This is a genomic window from Dactylosporangium sp. NPDC051087, from assembly GCF_055586325.1.
In genome coordinates, this window is record NZ_JBVJIJ010000013.1 from 73,373 (window position 1) to 89,586 (window position 16,214).

Genomic DNA, 16,214 nt, shown 5'->3' on the forward strand with positions numbered 1-16,214 from the left:
ACTCATGACGGGCAGCGAGACGCGACCACCGACCCTCGAGCAGGTCGCCAACTACGCCGGGGTGTCCCGCGCCACGGTCTCCCGCGTGATCAACGGGGTGCAGACCGTCGACCCCGAGCTGCGGCGCACCGTCGAGCGGGCGATCGCCGCGACGGGCTACGTGCCGAACCTCGCGGCCCGCTCCCTCGTGACCCGGCGCACCGACTCGATCGCCCTCGTGGTGTCCGAGCCGGAGAACCGCGGCTACGAGACGCCGTTCCTCACCCGGACGTTCACCGACCCGTACCTGGGCCGGGTCACCGCGGGCGCGCAGGAGGTTCTCCGCCCGCTCGGCATCCACCTGGTCATCTTCCTGGCCGACCCGCCCGCGCGTGAGCACGTCATGCGCTACCTGCGCCAGGGCCACGTCGACGGCGCCCTGCTCATCTCCAGCCACGTCGACGACCCGTTACCCGGCCAGCTCGTCGACCTCGGCGTCCCCTGCGTCCTGTCCTGCCGCCCGGGCCAGCCCGTGCACACCAGCTACGTCGACGTCGACCAGCGCGCCGGCGTCCGCATGGCCGTCGACCGTCTCGCCGCCCTCGGCCGCCGCTGCATCGCCACCATCACCGGCCCCCTCGACATGCCCGCCGCCCAGGACCGCCTCGCCGGCTTCCGTGCGGCGGTCGCCGCCAACGGCCAGGCCGAGGCCCCCTACGTCGAGGGCGACTTCACCCGCGGCGGCGGCGAACGCGCGGCCCGTGCCCTGCTCGCCTCCCACCCGGAGGTCGACGGCATCTTCGTCGCCAACGACCTGATGGCCGACGGCGCGCTGCGCGTCATCCAGGAGGCGGGCCGCACCGTCCCGGGCGACGTGGCCGTGATCGGCTTCGACGACAGCACCGCCGCCCTGGAGTGCCACCCCCAGCTGAGCACCGTCCGCCAGCCGGTCGAGGAGATGGCCGGCGAGATGGCCCAGCTCCTGCTCACCCGCATCCGCGAACCCGGCCGCTCCCCACGCTCCGTCATCTTCAACCCGGAGCTCATCCTCCGCGCCTCCGCCTGACCGCCTTCGACAGGCTGCCCCGATGAGCTCCACTGTCCTGGGCCGGCCGACGTGCGGGTGCACCGGCGACGTCGTGCAGCGTCTGTGACGGGCCGGTCCGCGAGCTGCGTCAGGTCTGGATCACGCGGTACGTCGGCGCCGACGCGCTGCCGCTGCTGGTCAACGCGTGCTCCGCGGACGGCGTGGCGGCGCTGTCTCCGCCGGCCCCGCGGTACTACCCGGTCCCGCACCTGGGCGTCCCGGCCTCGTCCAGCCGTCGCCGTTGTGGTCGTGACGGCCGCGGGTCACTTCGGGGGCAGGGTGTGGGCGAAGGCGGTGGCCCGGTCGATCCAGTCGTCGAGGTCGGGGTCGTCGAGGACGTCGCCGGAGACGACGAGCCAGCCGCGCATCGGGCGGCCCGTGCCGTCGAAGGGGCGGACGCCGGGGCGGTCCAGTGCGGTTGCGGCGGCGTCGGGGTCCAGGCGGACGAGCAGGTCGTCGCCGGTGACGCCGACGGTCATGTTGCCCTCGGTGAGGAAGACGAGGCCGCCGAACATCCGGCGTTCCGCGACGCCCAGGCGGTGGCCGATGCGGTCGCGGACCCGGTCGGCGAGCGTCTCGTCGTAGGCCATGAGGCCGGATCGTAGCGTGGTCCGCGTTACATCGCGGGCGTCCGCACCATGCGATAGTTCACCGGCGGAATGTTTGACTCGGCAGCAATGTTCCAGTGCCTGTCAGACCGAGGAAGCTTGGAGCGTGTGACATGCAGTTCGGAGTGTTCACCGTCGGTGACGTCACTCAGGACCCGACGACCGGCCGGGTGCCGACCGACGCGGAGCGGGTCAAGGCGATGGTGACGATCGCGCTGAAGGCCGAGGAGGTCGGGCTGGACGTGTTCGCGCTGGGCGAGCACCACAACCCGCCGTTCGTGCCGTCGTCGCCGACCACCATGCTCGGCTGGATCGCGGCCAGGACCAGCCGGCTGCAGCTGTCGACCGCGACCACCCTCATCACGACCAACGACCCGGTGAAGATCGCCGAGGACTACGCGATGCTGCAGCACCTGGCCGACGGCCGGGTGGACCTCATGATGGGGCGCGGCAACACCGGTCCCGTGTACCCGTGGTTCGGCCAGGACATCCGCAACGGCATCGCCCTCGCGGTGGAGAACTACGCGCTGCTGCGCCGGCTGTGGCGGGAGGACGTGGTGGACTGGGAGGGCAACTTCCGCACCCCGCTGCAGGGCTTCACGGCCACCCCGCGCCCGCTCGACGGGGTCCCGCCGTTCGTCTGGCACGGGTCGATCCGCAGCCCCGAGATCGCCGAGCAGGCCGCCTACTACGGCGACGGCTTCTTCGCCAACCACATCTTCTGGCCGAAGGAGCACACCCAGCGCATGGTCGGGCTGTACCGGCAGCGCTTCGAGCACTACGGGCACGGCTCCGCCGACCAGGCGATCGTCGGGCTCGGCGGGCAGGTGTTCATGCGCAAGAACTCGCAGGACGCCAAGCGGGAGTTCCGGCCGTACTTCGACAACGCCCCCGTCTACGGGCACGGCCCGTCGATGGAGGACTTCACCGCGCAGACCCCGCTGACCGTCGGCAGCCCGCAGGAGGTCATCGACAGGACGCTGTCCTTCCGCGAGTACGCCGGCGACTACCAGCGGCAGCTGTTCCTCCTCGACCACGCGGGCCTGCCGCTGAAGACGGTCCTGGAGCAGCTCGACATCCTCGGCGAGGAGGTCGTGCCCGTGCTGCGCAAGGAGTTCGCCGTCGGCCGCCCCGCCCACGTGCCGGACGCCCCGACGCACGAGTCCCTGAAGGCCGCCCTCGTGGAGGTGGACGCATGAAGCAGCTCGTGGTGATCGCCGCCGGGCTCGGCCAGCCGTCGTCGACCCGGCTCCTCGCCGACCGGCTCGCCGCCGCGACCGTCCGGGAGCTCGGCGCCGACACCGGCGTGCGGGTGGTGGAGCTGCGCGACCACGCGCACGCGATCACCGACCACCTGCTGACCGGCTTCCCCGCGCCCGCGCTCAAGGACGTCCTCGACGCGGTCGCGGCCGCCGACGCGGTGATCGCCGTGTCGCCGATCTTCAACGCGTCGTACAGCGGGCTGTTCAAGTCCTTCTTCGACGTCCTCGGCGACGACGTGCTCGACGGCAAGCCGGTGCTGCTCGGCGCGACCGGCGGCACCGCCCGGCACTCCCTCGCGCTGGAGCACGCGCTGCGGCCGATGTTCACGTACCTGCACGCGGTGGTGGCCCCGACCGCGGTGTTCGCCGCGACGGAGGACTGGGCCGGCGGCGGCGACGCGACCCTGCACCGGCGCATCGACCGCGCCGGGCGGGAGCTCGCGGACCTCGCCGGCCGCCGGGAGTCGCCGGTGGTGGCGGACCCGTTCGCCCTGACCACCTCGTTCGACGCGCTCCTGTCCGGGCAGGGCCGCGCGGTCACCGGCGACCTGCGCCTCTGACGCTCCCCGAGCCGGATGCCGGGACGACGGTTGATCGTCCCGGCACGGGGCAGGTCGGGGCGCTGACGACCAGCGGACGGAGGCGGGCCCGTGGATGCCGACCGGCGGACCAGGATCGCGATCGAGGAGCACTGGCGCGCGTCGGAGGCGGGCGACCTCGACGCGGAGCACGCGATCTACGCCGACGACGCGATCCTCGACTACCCCCAGTCGGGTGAACGCTTCCGCGGTCGCGCCACGATCGCCGCCCAGCGCGGCGCCCACCCCGCCGACCGGCACTTCACCGTCCTGCGCGTCAGCGGCGGCGGGCCCCTCTGGGTGAGCGAGGTCGTCATCACCTACGACGGCGTCCCGGCCCACTCGGTGAGCGTCATGGAGCTCACCGGCGGCCGGGTCACCCACGAGACCCAGTACTTCGCGTCCCCGTTCCCCGCCCCGCCGTCCCGCGCGGCGCTCGCGGAACGGATCCCGGCCTGACCGTCTAGCGGCGGCGGGTCGCGCGGCGCCGGGCGGCGGACCTGGCCTTCGCCTTCGACGACTTGACCTTGCGGCGCGGGACGGTCGCCCGCCAGCGGCGCTGGCGGAGGATCTTCTCGTACCGTTCGACGAGCCGCTCCCGCTCCTTCTTCGTGCAGCCGAGGTCCTCCGGCTCCAGGTGGGCGATCCGGTCGGCGATGACGGCGGCGGTCGCGTACCGCGCCCAGGTCGGCTTCTGCCGGGCCAGGTGCCGCGCGTACGCGGCGAGGACGTAGCGGGCCGGCGGGTAGTCGGCGAGCGTCGTGCCCTGGCCGGAGCCGTCGGCCATGGCCCGCAGCAGCGCCCCGGTGTGGTCGACGAGCTCGTCGTCGGCCTCGTCGGCGATGATCGCGGCGTGCAGGTGCGCGGCGGTCGCGACCGCGCCCGCGGTGACCGCGTCGAGGTCGTCGCCGGCGCAGGCGTGCCGCAGCAGCCAGTCGCGGACCTCGGGCAGGACGGCGACGGTGCACAGCGCCTCGACGGCGTGCACGCGGCCCCAGCCGGTGGTGCGCGCGGCGAGCCACAGCAGCGCCTCGATGCCCGGGTCGCCGCGGTGGCGCAGCGACTCGACGGCCAGGGCGCCGAACTCCGCGGACAGCAGCCCGATCGTGCGGATCAGCTCGATGTCCTTGTCGGAGACGGTCGCCTCGGTGCCGAGCAGCGCCAGGCCGACCGCCACCTCGCGCCGGTCCACGCCGAAGCGCACCAGCCAGCGGCCGGTCCGGCGGACCCGTTTGCGCCCGGCGCGCAGCGCGGCGGCGGCCACGTGCTCGTTGTCGGTCGCCGGCACGTACACCTTGTCGAACGCCCCGATGAGCGCTCTGGGCGCCGCGACCGGTGAGGCGAAGTGCGCGTCGAGGATGGCGGCGACGTCCGCGCCGACGCGCCGGGCGTCGCGGCCGATCGGGGTGCGGGGGCGCTGATCGTCGGGGAACGGCTCGCCACCTGCGGGCAGCGGGTCGTCCTTGCCCTGGCGGTGCAGCAGCACCGCGTGGTCGTGCAGCCGTTCACGGATCATGTCCGCAGATGGTGTCACACCGCAGGTCACATGACGAGACGCAGTTTTCTGGCGGCGACGCCGATGGTGACCCGCTGCCCCCAGGACAGTTCGAGGCGGTCGGCCTCGAGGCCGTCGGCGAACACGACGAGGCCCTCGCCCTCGCTCGTCAGCTCCAGTGTGCCGGCGCCGTCGAGGCGGCCGGTGGTCAGCGTGACGCCGGTCGCCGGGGACGGCCACGCCTCGCGGACGAACCAGGTCAGCGCGGCCTCGCCGGGCGCCGGGGCGGGCGGCGCGTCCGCGCGTTGCCGGGCGATGGAGGAGCACCAGCCGGTGGCGCCGGTGCCCGTGCCGGCGACCACCCCGGACGAGGAGTGACGCTCCCTCGAACCGTCCGATGTGGACAGTACGTAGCGCGCCGACTGGTGCGTGACGTGCCCGAAGTAGACCTCGTTGAGGCCGAGGAGCTCCTGGCCGTCGTCGAGCGCCGCGGACACCATCGTCCTGTCCTGGACCGGGAGGCCGGGCAGGTCGCGCAGCAGTCCCCGCAGCGCTTGCGGCGGGTGGCGTACGAGCACGCCCGGGTTCCTGTCGGGTGCGGGGTCGACCCCGATCACGGGCTGCCCGTCCAGGTATTTCGCCACGTTGGCGACGAGGCCGTCCTGGCCGACGGCGACGATGACGTCCTCCGGCGCGAACAGGAACCGCGACAGGTCGGCGCGGTCGAGGTGCCCGCGGCGCCAGTCGGCGGGCACGGCCGCCCCGGCGGCGGTGAGCGCCGCCTGCTGCGCGGCGTGCCGGGCGGCGACGTCGTCGAGGTCGCGGCCGCGCTGGCGCAGGAAATACGCGGCGGCGGCGCGGGTGCCGTGCCGGGCGAGGAGCTCGTCGAGCTCGCTGCGCCGCGACACCAGCACCACGCGAGGAGCGAGGGTGCTCACGACGGCCCTGCCCATGCGCTCATGACGGGTGTCCTCTCCGATGTCTGCCCCGGTGATCCGGAAGAGTCCGTGCGGTTGCGGGTGCGGCATCCGGAAGACCCTGTGCGGCTACGGGTGCGGCATCCCCGTGATCCGGAAGACCTTGTGCGGCCGTCGCGGATCACGGGGCAGGTCTGGTCAGGCCGGGCGGCGCCGGACGGTGCGGCGGTGGCGGGCGCCCAGGGAGCGGTGCAGCGCGGACCAGCGGCGGGCCATCACGGTCCGGCTCGAGACGGCGATCATGCCGCGCCGCCGATCGAGCGGCCGCCGCCGAGCCGGTCGACGAGGCCGGTCAGCACGTCCGGGGTGACCGTGAGCTGGCCGATCTCGGGCAGGTTCCCGGCGAGCTCGCGCAGCGCGAGGGCCTGCAGGACGGCGGGCGCCAGGTCCCGGTAGGCCGCGAGCCGCGCGGCCTCCGCCTCGGCCTCGGCGAGCCCGACGGCCCGGACCCCCTCGGCCCGCGCCTCGGTGCGGGCCCGGTCGGCGTCCGCCTCGGCGGCGGCGGTGAGCCGGGCACGCTCGGCGTCGGCGAGCGCCGTGACCTTCGAGCGCTCGGCGGCGGCGGTCGCCGCGACCTGCTCCCGCTCCGCCACGGCCTGCGCCGCCACCAGGGCCGCCGCGGCGTCGACCTCGGCCTTGCGGCGGGCGTTGGCGCCGTGCTGCTCGACCAGCTGCTGCTCGCGCCGGGCCAGCTCGATCTTGCTCTGCAGCTCGTTCTCCGCGATCGCGCGCTCCTGCTCGACGGCGCGGGCCCGGCGGGCGTAGGTGGCCCGGTCCGCGTCCTGCTGCACCGCCTCCCGGGTCGGGGTCTGCAGGGCCCGCTCCAGGTCGGGCTCGGGGCGGATCGCGACGACGCGGGCGCTGACGACGCTGACGCCGGTGTCGGTGAGGCGCGGGTCGCCGCTCAGCGCCTCCGCGACCGCCTCGCGGACCGGGGCGATCCCGGCGGTCAGCGCGTCGGTGAGCGACAGCCGCGCCAGCAGGTCGAGGGCGGGCTGCTGGGCCAGCTCGGCGAGGAGGGTGGCGACCTGGTCGAGCGGCTGCGCGCGCCACGTGCCGGCCCTCGGGTCGACGGAGAAGTCGAGCCGGGACGCCGCCACGTCGGGGGCGCTGATCCGGTAGGTCACCGTCGCCTGCACCGTGACGTCGGCGAAGTCGGCGGTCCGCGCGTGGAACAGCAGCGGCAGCTCGCGGTCGTCGACGGGCACCTCGGACAGCACGGCGGTCAGCGGCCGGTAGTAGAACGACTGGCCAATGCCCTCGTGCCGCACCTTGCCCTTGACGTGGTGGCGGACCCACGAGGTCGGCGCGCCGCGCAGGTGGCGCAGGAAGAAGCGGGTGGTCACGTCAGCCATGTCGGCGCCTCCCCGGATGAGTTATCGTCGACTTGACGATATACGTCGTCACACTTTCTCGTCAATGTGGTGATAAATACATGACGTTCGCCGTGACCGTCGACCTGGTGATGCTGACGATCCGCGACGGCGCGCTCAGCGTGCTGCTGATCCGCCGGGCGATCCCGCCGTACGAGGGTGGCCACGCGCTGCCCGGCGGCTTCGTGCTGCCCGAGGAGGACCTCGGCGACGCCGCCGAACGCGAGCTCGTCGAGGAGACCGGGGTGCCCAGAGCGGCGGCGGCCGCCGGCCATCTGGAGCAGCTCGGCAGCTACGGCACGCCCGGCCGGGACCCGCGCGGGCGGGTGGTCACCGTCGCCTACCTCGCCCTGGTGCCCGACGCGCCGTCACCGCGGGCGGGCAGCGACGCGGCCGCCGCGGACTGGGTGCCGGTCGAGGGGCTGCCGCCGCTCGCGTTCGACCACGAGCGCATCCTCGCCGACGGGGTCGAGCGGGCCAGGTCGAAGCTCGAGTACACGCCCCTCGCGGCGGCGTTCTGCCCGCCGGAGTTCACGATCGCCGAGCTGCGGCAGGTGTACGAGGCCGTGTGGGCCACGAAGCTCGACCCCCGCAACTTCCACCGGAAGGTGACGTCCACCGACGGGTTCGTCGAGGCGACGGGCCGGTCCACCGCCGGCGAGCGGGGCCGCCCCGCGCAGCTGTTCACGCGTGGGGCGGCCCCCGTGCTGTACCCGCCGCTGCTGCGACGGGACCAGGGCCGCTAAGGCGTGTCTGGTCAGTGGATGCCGGGCTGCGGCGGGTCCGACCCCACTGACCAAACGCGCCTTAGTTGCCGGCGCTCTCGTAGCGGCGCAGTCCCCGTGAGAAGACGAACCAGGCGACGGCGGCGCAGTAGACGGCGACGAGCGGGGTCAGCAGCCCCACCCACGCCGAGCCGCCGCCGACCAGCAGCGAGACGGGGAAGAAGCTGACGAACGCGAACGGCAGCGCGAAGCCCAGCGCCGCCTTCAGCGCCAGCGGGTAGATCGACAGGGGGAAGCGGGCGAGGTCGCCGACCTGGTGCACCGCGAACGCGAACATCGGGCTCGGGCTCTGCATCCAGAAGGACACCGAGTTGGTCGCGAGGTTGATGGCGACCTTGACGACGATCGCGGACAGCAGGACGAGCACCGCGAGCGCGACCCGCCCCGCGGACCAGTCGACGCCCAGGTGCGCGAGGGAGAAGCCGAGCATCAGCCCGCCGGTGACGATGTTGGACAGCCCGTTGACCCCGATCTGCATGCTGCTGACCTGCAGCACGATCGGGTAGGGGCGGACCATCATGTAGTCGAGGTCGCCCTGGTTGATCTGCCAGGCCAGGTTCCACATGCCCTCGAAGAACAGCGAGCCGACCCCCTCGGCGATCGCCACCATCGCGAACATCGCCACGACCGCCCAGAACGACCAGCCGTTGATGTGCGGGACCTTCGCGAAGATCGCCGCGAGGAACGCGACGTTGACGACCTGCATGACGACCGTGCCGGCCATCATGATCCAGAAGTCGCTCTCGTACTCCAGCAGCGAGCGCATGTGCGCGCCGAGCAGCCGGACGTAGAGCCGGACGGTGCGCATGCTCAGCCCCCGTTCACGGTCAGCCGGCGCAGCCCCCGCCGGAACAGCAGCCGGGCGCCGAACCACATCGCCAGCACCCACCCGAGCTGGGTGGCCACCAGCAGGACCGCGTGGGTGCCGCTGGCCTGCCCGATGAAGATCAGCGCGGGCGTGGAGGTCAGTCCCGCGAACGGTGACCACTGCGCCGCCGTGGCCAGCCAGCCCGGGAAGTAAACCAGCGGCACCAGCGCCCCGGACAGCAGGCCGGTGATCGCCTGCCGGGCCCACAGCACGCCGACGAAGTTCTCCGTCCAGAAGCACGCGAGGGTGCTCAGGTAGGACACCGCGAACTTCAGCGGCACGATCAGGACCATGCTGCCGGCGAACAGCGCCAGCATCGGCCCCGGCGGCATGTCGAGGGCGCCGCCGACGGCGACGGTCACACTGACGACGAACGTGACGGCGACCAGCTCGATCCACACGCCGCCGGCCGTCTCGGCGAACCTGGCCCGCTGATAGTCGACGGGCTTGACCAGGTCCAGCGCGACGAGCCCGGTCTTGATCCGGTGCGACATGCGGAAGTCGACGAAGGTGCCGACGAGAGCGCCGGAGGCGAACGCGACCACCAGGTAGGCCCGCATCTGCGGCCAGGTGAAGCCACCGATCGGCCCGTCGGCGAGCAGCACCCGCCACACGGCGAGCAGCGCGATGAGCTGGAACGCGACGCCGCCGAGGGACATCAGGAAGTTGCCGCGGTACGCCAGGGCGCTCAGCGCCGCGGCCCTGGCGTGGGCGAGGTAGGGCTTCACGGCTGCAGCACCAGCTCGCCCGAGTACACCCGCCGGATGACGTCCTCGATGGACGGCTCGTCGACGCCGAAGTCGACGAGGTTGGCCAGCGGCGCGAGCGCGGCGACGACGTGCCCGGCGGTCATCGTGAAGCGGTCGAAGCGCACCGCGAGCTGCAGCGGCGTGTCCCCGGCCTCGATCGTGGCGCCGGGCAGCGCGGCGCGGACGGCCTCCAGCGGCACGGCGGTCTCGGTCTGCACGTTGAGGATCCGCTCGCGGGCGAACGCGTCCTTCACGGCCTCCAGGTCGCCGTCGAAGATGATCCGGCCCTCGTCGATGATGACCAGCCGCCGGCAGAAGCCCTCGATGTCGCCGAGGTCGTGGCTGGTCAGCATGACGGTGGTGCCCTCGTCGCGCACGGCGCGGAAGAACTCCCGCACCCGGTCCTTCACGGCGAGGTCGAGCCCGATCGTCGGCTCGTCGAGGTAGACGACCGGCGGGTCGTGCAGCAGCGCCGCGGCGAGGTCGGCCCGCATCCGCTGCCCGAGCGACAGCTTCCGGCCGAGGACCGGCAGCACCTCCCCGAGCTCCAGGACGTCCTCGAACCTGGCCATGCGTTTGCGGTACGTGCCGTGGTCGATGCCGTAGACGTCGCGCAGTACCGCCAGGGACTCCGACACCGGAAGGTCCCACCACAGCTGGGTCCGCTGCCCGAACAGCACCCCGATCCTGTGTGACATCGCGATGCGGTCCTTCTGCGGCGACAGCCCGTCGATGCGCACCTCACCGGAGGTGGGCACCAGGATGCCGCTGAGCAGTTTCACGGTCGTCGACTTGCCGGCGCCGTTCGGCCCCACGTAGGCGACGGCCTCACCCGCCTCGATCGTCAGGTCCACGTGGTCGACGGCCGTCTTGTCGACGAACCGCCGCACGAAGAGATGTTTGACGGCTCCCCGCAGCCCAGAATCCTTGTCCGGCCTGCGGAAGACCTTGGTCAGTTGCCGTGCCTCCACAAGTGCCACATCGGCGAGCCTAGTATTTCTTCGCGACCCGCATTAACCCGTTTTCCGGCCGTGACGATCTTGCCGCGATCTTTGTGGCGGTCCTGCCCGTGCCGGTCAGGCCTGCTTGGCCAGGTCGGCGAGCGGGGCGCCGGTGAGCCGGTAGACGGCGATGTCCTCGCCGAGCACGGAGGGGATCTCGGCGCCGATCGAGCGGTAGTACGCGGCGGTGGGTTCGTTGGTCGGCCGCCCCCACCACTGCATGTGGCGGTAGCCGCGCTCGGCGCAGACCGAGGCCACGGCGCTCAGCAGGGCGGTGTCGACGCCGGTGCCGGCGGCGTCCTCGCGGATGTAGATGTCGTCGATGTGGATCGCGGTGCCGCGCCAGGTGCTGTAGACCAGCGCCCACAGGGTGTAGCCGACGACGTCGCCGGTCTCGTCGTCGACCGCGAGGTGCGCCCAGGCGACGGGTGCCGGCCCGAACAGCGCCCGGCCGAGCTCGTCCTCGTCGGTGCTGATCTGGTCGGTGGCCCCTTCACTTTCGGCCATGCCGTGCACGAGCGAGTGCAGCAGGCCGAGGTCGCCGGCGGTGGCTTCACGAATCATGGCGGTCACGGTGGCATGTGACCGTCCGGGTGGGCACTGGGGCTTCCCCTAAACATTGGCCGCAATCCCTACCTCGGCGATGGGTCCGGTGCTGACCATGATGCGGTCGGCGGCGACTTCGGGGCGTGGCCACCGCGACTCGTAGCCCGATGCCTAGAGAGGCGGCCTCGATGGAGGCGGTACGTTTCGAGCTCAGCCCGTCGGAGATACCCGAGACCTGGTACAACATGGCCGCCGACCTCGACTACGTGGCGCCGGCGTTGAGCCCGGCCACGGGCGAGCCGGTGACCCGCGACGACATGTTGCGCACGATGCCGGAGGCGCTGGTCGACCAGGAGCTCAGCCGGGAGCCCGAGTTCGAGATCCCGGGCGAGGTGCGGCAGTTCTACGCGCAGTGGCGGCCCACCCCGCTGATCCGGGCCCGCAACCTGGAGAAGGAGCTGGACACCCCGGCGCGGATCTACTTCAAGTACGAGGGGGTCGGCCCGACCGGCAGCTTCAAGCCCAACTCGGCGATCCCGCAGGCGTACTACAACCAGCGCGCCGGCAAGACGGGCCTGATCGCCGAGACCGGCGCCGGGCAGTGGGGCAGCGCGATCTCGTTCGCCGCGTCGCTGTTCGGCATGCGGGCCAAGGTCTTCATGGTGCGGGTGAGCTTCCAGCAGAAGCCGCACCACCGGTCGCTGATGCAGATGTTCGGGGCGAGCTGCACGCCGAGCCCGAGCCCGGAGACCGCCGCCGGGCGCGCGGTGCTCGAGGAGAACCCGGACTTCCCGGGCAGCCTGAGCGTCGCCAAGTCGGAGGCGCTGCAGGTCGCGTTCTCCGACCCCCGCTGGGGCTACACGCGCGGCAGCGCGCTGAACCACGTGTGCGCGCACCAGACGGTCATCGGTCAGGAGGCCATCGCGCAGATGGAGCGGGCCGGGCACTACCCGGACGTCGTGGTGGCGTGCGCGGGCGGCGGCAGCAACCTCGCCGGGCTGGCGTTCCCGTTCCTGCGCGCGCAGTTGCGGGGTGGTCCGCGGGTACGGCTGGTCGCCGCGGAACCGGCCGCGTGCCCGTCGCTGACGCAGGGGCGGATCGCGTACGACTTCTCCGACACCGCCGGGCTCACCTCGCTGACCCGGACGCACACGCTGGGCCACAAGTTCGTGCCGCCGCCCGTGCACGCCGGTGGCCTGCGGGCGCACAACATCGCCCCGCTGGTCAGCCGGGTCGTCGAGGAGGGTCTGATGGAGGCGGTCGCGTTGCGGCAGCGGGACTGTTTCGAGGCGGGGGTGCTGTTCACCCGGACCGAGGGCATCGTGCCGGCGCCCGAGTCGACGCACGCGATCCGCGCCGCGGTCGACGAGGCGCTGCGCGCCCGTGAGGAGGGCGTGACCAGGACGATCCTGTTCGGGCTCTCGGGGCACGGCAACTTCGACCTCAGCGCCTACGAGCGGTACCTCGGCGGTGCCCTCGCCGACGACAGCATCGACCCGCAGGCCCTGGAGATCGGGCGCAACAGTATCCCGGTGCTGGCCGGAGCGGCGTCGTGAAGGGGCTCAGCGCGCTGCAGTTCCTCGCCCTGGGGGTCATCTGGGGCTCCAGCTACCCGCTGATCAAGCTGGCCGGTGAGGAGCTGAGCCCGGGCCAGCAGGTGCTGGGCCGGCTGGTCCTCGGCTCGGTGGTCCTGGTGCTCATCGCCGCGGTCACCCGGTCCCGGCTGCCGCGGTTCGGGTTCGTGTGGGTGCACATCACCGTGACCACCGTGCTCGGCATGGTCGCCCCGTTCCTGCTGCTGGCCTGGGGCGAGCAGCGCACCAGCGCCTCGATGGCCGGGGTGCTCACCGCGGCCACCCCGCTGCTGACCCTCGCGCTGGCCACCGTGCAGCTGCGCAGCGAGCGGGCGACGGCGCGGCGCACGGCCGGGGTGGTCCTCGGGTTCGCCGGGATCGTGCTGGTGATGGCGCCGTGGTCCGAGCTGGGCGGCACGATCGGCGGCCAGCTGGCCTGCCTGGCCGTCGCCGGGATCTACGCCGCGCACGCCGTGTTCGTCCGCAAGTTCCTGTCCGACCGGGGCATCCCGCCGATCTCGTCGGCGACGGCCCAGACCCTCGTCGCGACGGTGCTGCTCGCCGTGCTGCAGCCGTTCCTCGGCTGGCACACCCCGTCGTCGGTCGGCTGGCACGTGGTGCTGAGCATCGTGTCGCTCGGCGTGTTCGGCACCGGCCTGGCGTACGTCCTCTACAACCGGCTGATCGCCGACATCGGCGCGACCGGCGCCTCCGCGGTGAACTACCTGGTCCCGTTCATCAGCCTGATCCTCAGCGCGGCGTTCCTCGGCGAGGCGATCACCTGGAACGTGCTGGTCGGCGGCGTGGTGATCGTGGCGAGCATCCTGCTCGGCGAGGACCAGCTGCGGCCCGGCGCGTGGCGGCGACCGTCCGGCGACGCGGCCGGTGAGACGGCCGGTGAGACGGCTGGTGAGGCGGCCGGTGAGACGGCGCCGTCCGGCGACGCGGCCGGTGCTGCGGAACCACCCGGCGGCGGGGCGCGGCGGCACACCTCGCAGCCGCCGGTCGCGGCAGCCGCACCCGCCACCCGGGAGAAGTTATGACGGGCCAGCCACTGGCCGGCACCGTGGACACCGGTGAGTCCGGACCCGGCACCGCGCACACCGGCCGGTCCGTGGCCGACGCCGTGCACGCCGCGGCCCGGCGGGCGCCCGAGCGCGCCGCCGTGCTGCACGACGGCGGCGCGACCAGCTACGCCGGGCTCGTCGCGGCGAGCCGGACCGCCGGCACCGCCCTCGACGGGCTCGGCCTGCCGGCCGGGCAGCCGATCGCAGTCCGCGCGGCGAAGTCGCCGCAGACGATCGCCCTGATCCTGGCCTGCTTCGCCGCCGCCCGGCCCGTGCTGCTGCTCTCCGTCGACCTCGGCGCCCAGGTGGCCGGCAGCCTGGTCGAGCGGGCCGGCTGCGCCGGCGTCGCCACCGCGACCGGCGAAGGCGCCTTCGACTGGGCCCCGGCACCCGCCAGTGCCGGCACCGGTGCCGGCGCGGACGGTCCTTCCCCGGGTCCACCGCTTCTGTTTGCCCCACTCCGATCTAACCGCATCCCACAAACCCCCCCCCCCCCCCCCCCCACCCCCCCCCCCCCCCCCCCCCCCCCCCGCGCCCGGCCTGCCGCCGGGCACGTGCCTGCTGCTGACCACGTCCGGCTCGACCGGCGTACCGAAGATCGTGCCGCTGCCCGGCGCGGCCGTCGCCCGCTTCACCGCCTGGGCCGCCGGCGTGTTCGAGCTGGGCGACGGCACCCGGGTGCTCAGCCACGCACCGCTGAACTTCGACCTCAGCCTGCTCGACGTGTGGGCCACCCTGAGCCACGGCGGCACCGTCGTGCTCGTCGACCCCGACCGGGCCGTGCACCCCGCGTACCTGATGGACCTCGTGAGCGGCGCCCGGCCGCACGTGGTGCAGGCCGTGCCGATGTTCTACCGGCTGCTGGTGTCCGCGGCGGGCGGCGGGCGGGCCGTGCCGGACGTGCGGCACGTGGTGCTGACCGGTGACCACACGCCGCCCACGCTGCGCGCCGCCCTGCCGGAGCTGTTCCCCGGGGCGATCCTGCACAACGTGTACGGCTGCACCGAGACCAACGACAGCTTCATCCACTCGTTCGGCGCGGACGAGGCCCGCGACGGTGCGCTGCTCCCGCTCGGGGCGCCGCTGCCCGGGGTCCTGGCCCACCTGGCCGGCGACGACGGGGAGCCGTTCGACGGGCCCGGCACCGGTGAGCTGGTGGTGTCGACGCCGTTCCAGGCCGTCGGGTACCTGGCCGGCGACCGGTTCCCGGTCCGCGGCGGCCGCGGCTGGTACCGCACCGGTGACCTGGTCACCCGCGACGACCGCGGCCGGCTCGTGCTGGTCGGGCGCACCGACTTCCAGGTCAAGGTCCGCGGCGTGCGGGTCAGCCTCGAGGAGGTCGAGCAGGTCCTGCTCGCCCACCCCGGGGTCGCCGAGGCCGCCGTCGTCGCGCTGCCCGACGCCGCGGCCGGGGCCAGGATCTCCGCGGTCCTGCGGCCCCGCGACGCCGGGCTGACCGGCCTGCAGGTGCGCACCTGGTGCGCGCAGCGCCTCACCCGGGCCGCCATCCCCGCGGTCTTCGACCTGCGCAGCGACCCGCTGCCGGTCGGGGTCACCGGCAAGGTCGACCGCGCCCGCCTCAAGACGGAACTGCAGAAGGAGCCGACATGACCACCCAGGAACGCGAGATCAGCGAGTACCTCGTCACGCAGTACCTGCCCGGGACCCCCGCCGGGGAGCTGCCGGCCGACTACGACCTGCTGGACAACGGCGTCATCGACAGCCTCAGCCTGCTGCAGCTGGTCGGCTGGGTCAGCGAGCGGTACGCGATCGCCCTCGACCAGATCGACCTGAACCCGGACGACTTCCGCTCGGTGGCGGCGGTCGACAGCTTCATCACCCGTAACACCCAGGTCAGCGACGCCGTCGCGGCAGTGAAGGAGTGAGACCATGATCGTCCGGGACCAGAGTCAGGCCAAGACGGTCGACTGGGGCAACGGCCTGAGCCGCCGTTACCTGCTCGAGGCCGACAAGATGGGCTTCACCGTCTGCCACACCACGGTGCGCCCGGGCACCAAGTCGCGGCTGCAGTACCGCCGGCACCTGGAGGCCTGCCTGTGCATCCGCGGCACGGGACGGGTGATCACCGCGGACGGCCAGGAGTACGAGCTCACCCCCGGCGTCATCTACGCCCTGGACGTGCACGACGCGCACTTCCTCATCGCCGACCCGGACAGCGAGCTCGAGCTGATCAGCGTCTTCAACCCGCCGCTGACCGGCGACGAGACGCACTCGCTGGACTCCGACGAGTTCTCCCAGTACTGA

Annotated in this window: 18 protein-coding genes and 1 pseudogene; 11 read left to right on the top strand and 8 right to left on the bottom strand. The window is 73.1% G+C overall.

What is annotated here, in order from left to right:
• Positions 1-4: 4 nt before the first annotated feature.
• Positions 5-1,045, top strand: coding sequence for a LacI family DNA-binding transcriptional regulator (locus tag ACZ6TV_RS24885; RefSeq protein ID WP_465299644.1), 1,041 nt, complete (start codon positions 5-7; stop codon positions 1,043-1,045).
• Between the two features lie 284 nt (positions 1,046-1,329).
• Here ACZ6TV_RS24885 and ACZ6TV_RS24890 read toward each other — a convergent pair whose 3' ends face one another.
• Complete coding sequence (locus ACZ6TV_RS24890) at positions 1,330-1,656, bottom strand: TfoX/Sxy family protein (RefSeq protein ID WP_465299645.1); 327 nt, start codon at positions 1,654-1,656, stop codon at positions 1,330-1,332.
• A 131-nt stretch (positions 1,657-1,787) separates the two neighbouring features.
• On the opposite strand from ACZ6TV_RS24890, the gene ACZ6TV_RS24895 reads away from it, so the two are divergent.
• From ACZ6TV_RS24895 to ACZ6TV_RS24905, 3 genes are all read left to right on the top strand, one after another.
• Positions 1,788-2,873, top strand: a complete 1,086-nt coding sequence (locus ACZ6TV_RS24895) for an LLM class flavin-dependent oxidoreductase (RefSeq protein ID WP_465299646.1) — start codon at positions 1,788-1,790, stop codon at positions 2,871-2,873.
• Positions 2,870-3,496, top strand: coding sequence for an FMN reductase (locus ACZ6TV_RS24900; RefSeq protein WP_465299647.1), 627 nt, complete (start codon positions 2,870-2,872; stop codon positions 3,494-3,496). Before ACZ6TV_RS24895 ends, ACZ6TV_RS24900 begins: the two co-directional genes overlap by 4 nt.
• 90 nt (positions 3,497-3,586) lie before the next feature.
• The gene (locus ACZ6TV_RS24905) at positions 3,587-3,973 is read left to right on the top strand and encodes a nuclear transport factor 2 family protein (RefSeq protein WP_465299648.1); all 387 of its coding nucleotides are present in this window, start codon (positions 3,587-3,589) and stop codon (positions 3,971-3,973) included.
• A 4-nt stretch (positions 3,974-3,977) separates the two neighbouring features.
• Here ACZ6TV_RS24905 and ACZ6TV_RS24910 read toward each other — a convergent pair whose 3' ends face one another.
• The 3 genes from ACZ6TV_RS24910 to ACZ6TV_RS24920 form a co-directional block, all read right to left on the bottom strand.
• On the bottom strand, positions 3,978-5,030 hold the full coding sequence (locus ACZ6TV_RS24910; protein WP_465299649.1) for a hypothetical protein: 1,053 nt from the start codon (positions 5,028-5,030) through the stop codon (positions 3,978-3,980).
• A gap of 26 nt (positions 5,031-5,056) precedes the next feature.
• Positions 5,057-5,962 (bottom strand): hypothetical protein, encoded by a 906-nt coding sequence (locus ACZ6TV_RS24915; RefSeq protein WP_465299650.1) that lies wholly within the window; start codon positions 5,960-5,962, stop codon positions 5,057-5,059.
• A 263-nt stretch (positions 5,963-6,225) separates the two neighbouring features.
• Complete coding sequence (locus tag ACZ6TV_RS24920) at positions 6,226-7,341, bottom strand: SPFH domain-containing protein (protein WP_465299651.1); 1,116 nt, start codon at positions 7,339-7,341, stop codon at positions 6,226-6,228.
• A gap of 80 nt (positions 7,342-7,421) precedes the next feature.
• On the opposite strand from ACZ6TV_RS24920, the gene ACZ6TV_RS24925 reads away from it, so the two are divergent.
• On the top strand, positions 7,422-8,105 hold the full coding sequence (locus ACZ6TV_RS24925) for an NUDIX hydrolase (RefSeq protein WP_465299652.1): 684 nt from the start codon (positions 7,422-7,424) through the stop codon (positions 8,103-8,105).
• Positions 8,106-8,166: 61 nt separating this feature from the next.
• On the opposite strand, the gene ACZ6TV_RS24930 is transcribed toward ACZ6TV_RS24925, so the two are convergent.
• The 4 genes from ACZ6TV_RS24930 to ACZ6TV_RS24945 form a co-directional block, all read right to left on the bottom strand.
• The gene (locus tag ACZ6TV_RS24930) at positions 8,167-8,952 is read right to left on the bottom strand and encodes an ABC transporter permease (RefSeq protein WP_465299653.1); all 786 of its coding nucleotides are present in this window, start codon (positions 8,950-8,952) and stop codon (positions 8,167-8,169) included.
• Between the two features lie 2 nt (positions 8,953-8,954).
• Positions 8,955-9,740, bottom strand: coding sequence for an ABC transporter permease (locus tag ACZ6TV_RS24935; protein ID WP_465299654.1), 786 nt, complete (start codon positions 9,738-9,740; stop codon positions 8,955-8,957).
• Positions 9,737-10,741: an ABC transporter ATP-binding protein gene (locus ACZ6TV_RS24940; protein ID WP_465299655.1), complete on the bottom strand. Its 1,005-nt coding sequence runs from the start codon at positions 10,739-10,741 to the stop codon at positions 9,737-9,739. Before ACZ6TV_RS24940 ends, ACZ6TV_RS24935 begins: the two co-directional genes overlap by 4 nt.
• A 96-nt stretch (positions 10,742-10,837) precedes the next feature.
• Positions 10,838-11,326, bottom strand: coding sequence for a GNAT family N-acetyltransferase (locus ACZ6TV_RS24945; RefSeq protein WP_465299656.1), 489 nt, complete (start codon positions 11,324-11,326; stop codon positions 10,838-10,840).
• 170 nt (positions 11,327-11,496) lie between these two features.
• On the opposite strand from ACZ6TV_RS24945, the gene ACZ6TV_RS24950 reads away from it, so the two are divergent.
• From ACZ6TV_RS24950 to ACZ6TV_RS24975, 6 genes and pseudogenes are all read left to right on the top strand, one after another.
• Positions 11,497-12,864, top strand: a complete 1,368-nt coding sequence (locus ACZ6TV_RS24950; RefSeq protein WP_465299657.1) for a TrpB-like pyridoxal phosphate-dependent enzyme — start codon at positions 11,497-11,499, stop codon at positions 12,862-12,864.
• Positions 12,861-13,925 (top strand): DMT family transporter, encoded by a 1,065-nt coding sequence (locus ACZ6TV_RS24955; RefSeq protein ID WP_465299658.1) that lies wholly within the window; start codon positions 12,861-12,863, stop codon positions 13,923-13,925. Before ACZ6TV_RS24950 ends, ACZ6TV_RS24955 begins: the two co-directional genes overlap by 4 nt.
• A pseudogene (locus ACZ6TV_RS24960) lies at positions 13,922-14,245 on the top strand (AMP-binding protein); the annotation flags it as partial. The gene ACZ6TV_RS24955 and the pseudogene ACZ6TV_RS24960, both read left to right, overlap by 4 nt.
• Before the next feature lie 112 nt (positions 14,246-14,357).
• Positions 14,358-15,560, top strand: coding sequence for an AMP-binding protein (locus ACZ6TV_RS24965; protein WP_465299844.1), 1,203 nt, complete (start codon positions 14,358-14,360; stop codon positions 15,558-15,560).
• On the top strand, positions 15,557-15,835 hold the full coding sequence (locus ACZ6TV_RS24970; RefSeq protein ID WP_465299659.1) for a hypothetical protein: 279 nt from the start codon (positions 15,557-15,559) through the stop codon (positions 15,833-15,835). The genes ACZ6TV_RS24965 and ACZ6TV_RS24970 overlap by 4 nt, the downstream gene beginning before the upstream one ends.
• Before the next feature lie 4 nt (positions 15,836-15,839).
• Positions 15,840-16,214 carry an ectoine synthase gene (locus tag ACZ6TV_RS24975; protein WP_465299660.1) on the top strand — a complete coding sequence of 125 codons (375 nt, stop codon included), beginning with the start codon at positions 15,840-15,842 and terminating at the stop codon, positions 16,212-16,214.

What these genes read in the sequence shown, in the direction of transcription:
- ACZ6TV_RS24885 (WP_465299644.1), top strand. Translation starts at nt 5, where the DNA reads ATGACGGGCAGCGAGACGCGACCACCGACCCTCGAGCAGGTCGCCAAC.
- ACZ6TV_RS24890 (WP_465299645.1), bottom strand. Translation starts at nt 1,656, where the DNA reads ATGGCCTACGACGAGACGCTCGCCGACCGGGTCCGCGACCGCATCGGC.
- ACZ6TV_RS24895 (WP_465299646.1), top strand. Translation starts at nt 1,788, where the DNA reads ATGCAGTTCGGAGTGTTCACCGTCGGTGACGTCACTCAGGACCCGACG.
- ACZ6TV_RS24900 (WP_465299647.1), top strand. Translation starts at nt 2,870, where the DNA reads ATGAAGCAGCTCGTGGTGATCGCCGCCGGGCTCGGCCAGCCGTCGTCG.
- ACZ6TV_RS24910 (WP_465299649.1), bottom strand. Translation starts at nt 5,030, where the DNA reads ATGATCCGTGAACGGCTGCACGACCACGCGGTGCTGCTGCACCGCCAG.
- ACZ6TV_RS24915 (WP_465299650.1), bottom strand. Translation starts at nt 5,962, where the DNA reads ATGGGCAGGGCCGTCGTGAGCACCCTCGCTCCTCGCGTGGTGCTGGTG.
- ACZ6TV_RS24920 (WP_465299651.1), bottom strand. Translation starts at nt 7,341, where the DNA reads ATGGCTGACGTGACCACCCGCTTCTTCCTGCGCCACCTGCGCGGCGCG.
- ACZ6TV_RS24925 (WP_465299652.1), top strand. Translation starts at nt 7,422, where the DNA reads ATGACGTTCGCCGTGACCGTCGACCTGGTGATGCTGACGATCCGCGAC.
- ACZ6TV_RS24930 (WP_465299653.1), bottom strand. Translation starts at nt 8,952, where the DNA reads ATGCGCACCGTCCGGCTCTACGTCCGGCTGCTCGGCGCGCACATGCGC.
- ACZ6TV_RS24945 (WP_465299656.1), bottom strand. Translation starts at nt 11,326, where the DNA reads ATGATTCGTGAAGCCACCGCCGGCGACCTCGGCCTGCTGCACTCGCTC.
- ACZ6TV_RS24950 (WP_465299657.1), top strand. Translation starts at nt 11,497, where the DNA reads ATGGAGGCGGTACGTTTCGAGCTCAGCCCGTCGGAGATACCCGAGACC.
- ACZ6TV_RS24970 (WP_465299659.1), top strand. Translation starts at nt 15,557, where the DNA reads ATGACCACCCAGGAACGCGAGATCAGCGAGTACCTCGTCACGCAGTAC.
- ACZ6TV_RS24975 (WP_465299660.1), top strand. Translation starts at nt 15,840, where the DNA reads ATGATCGTCCGGGACCAGAGTCAGGCCAAGACGGTCGACTGGGGCAAC.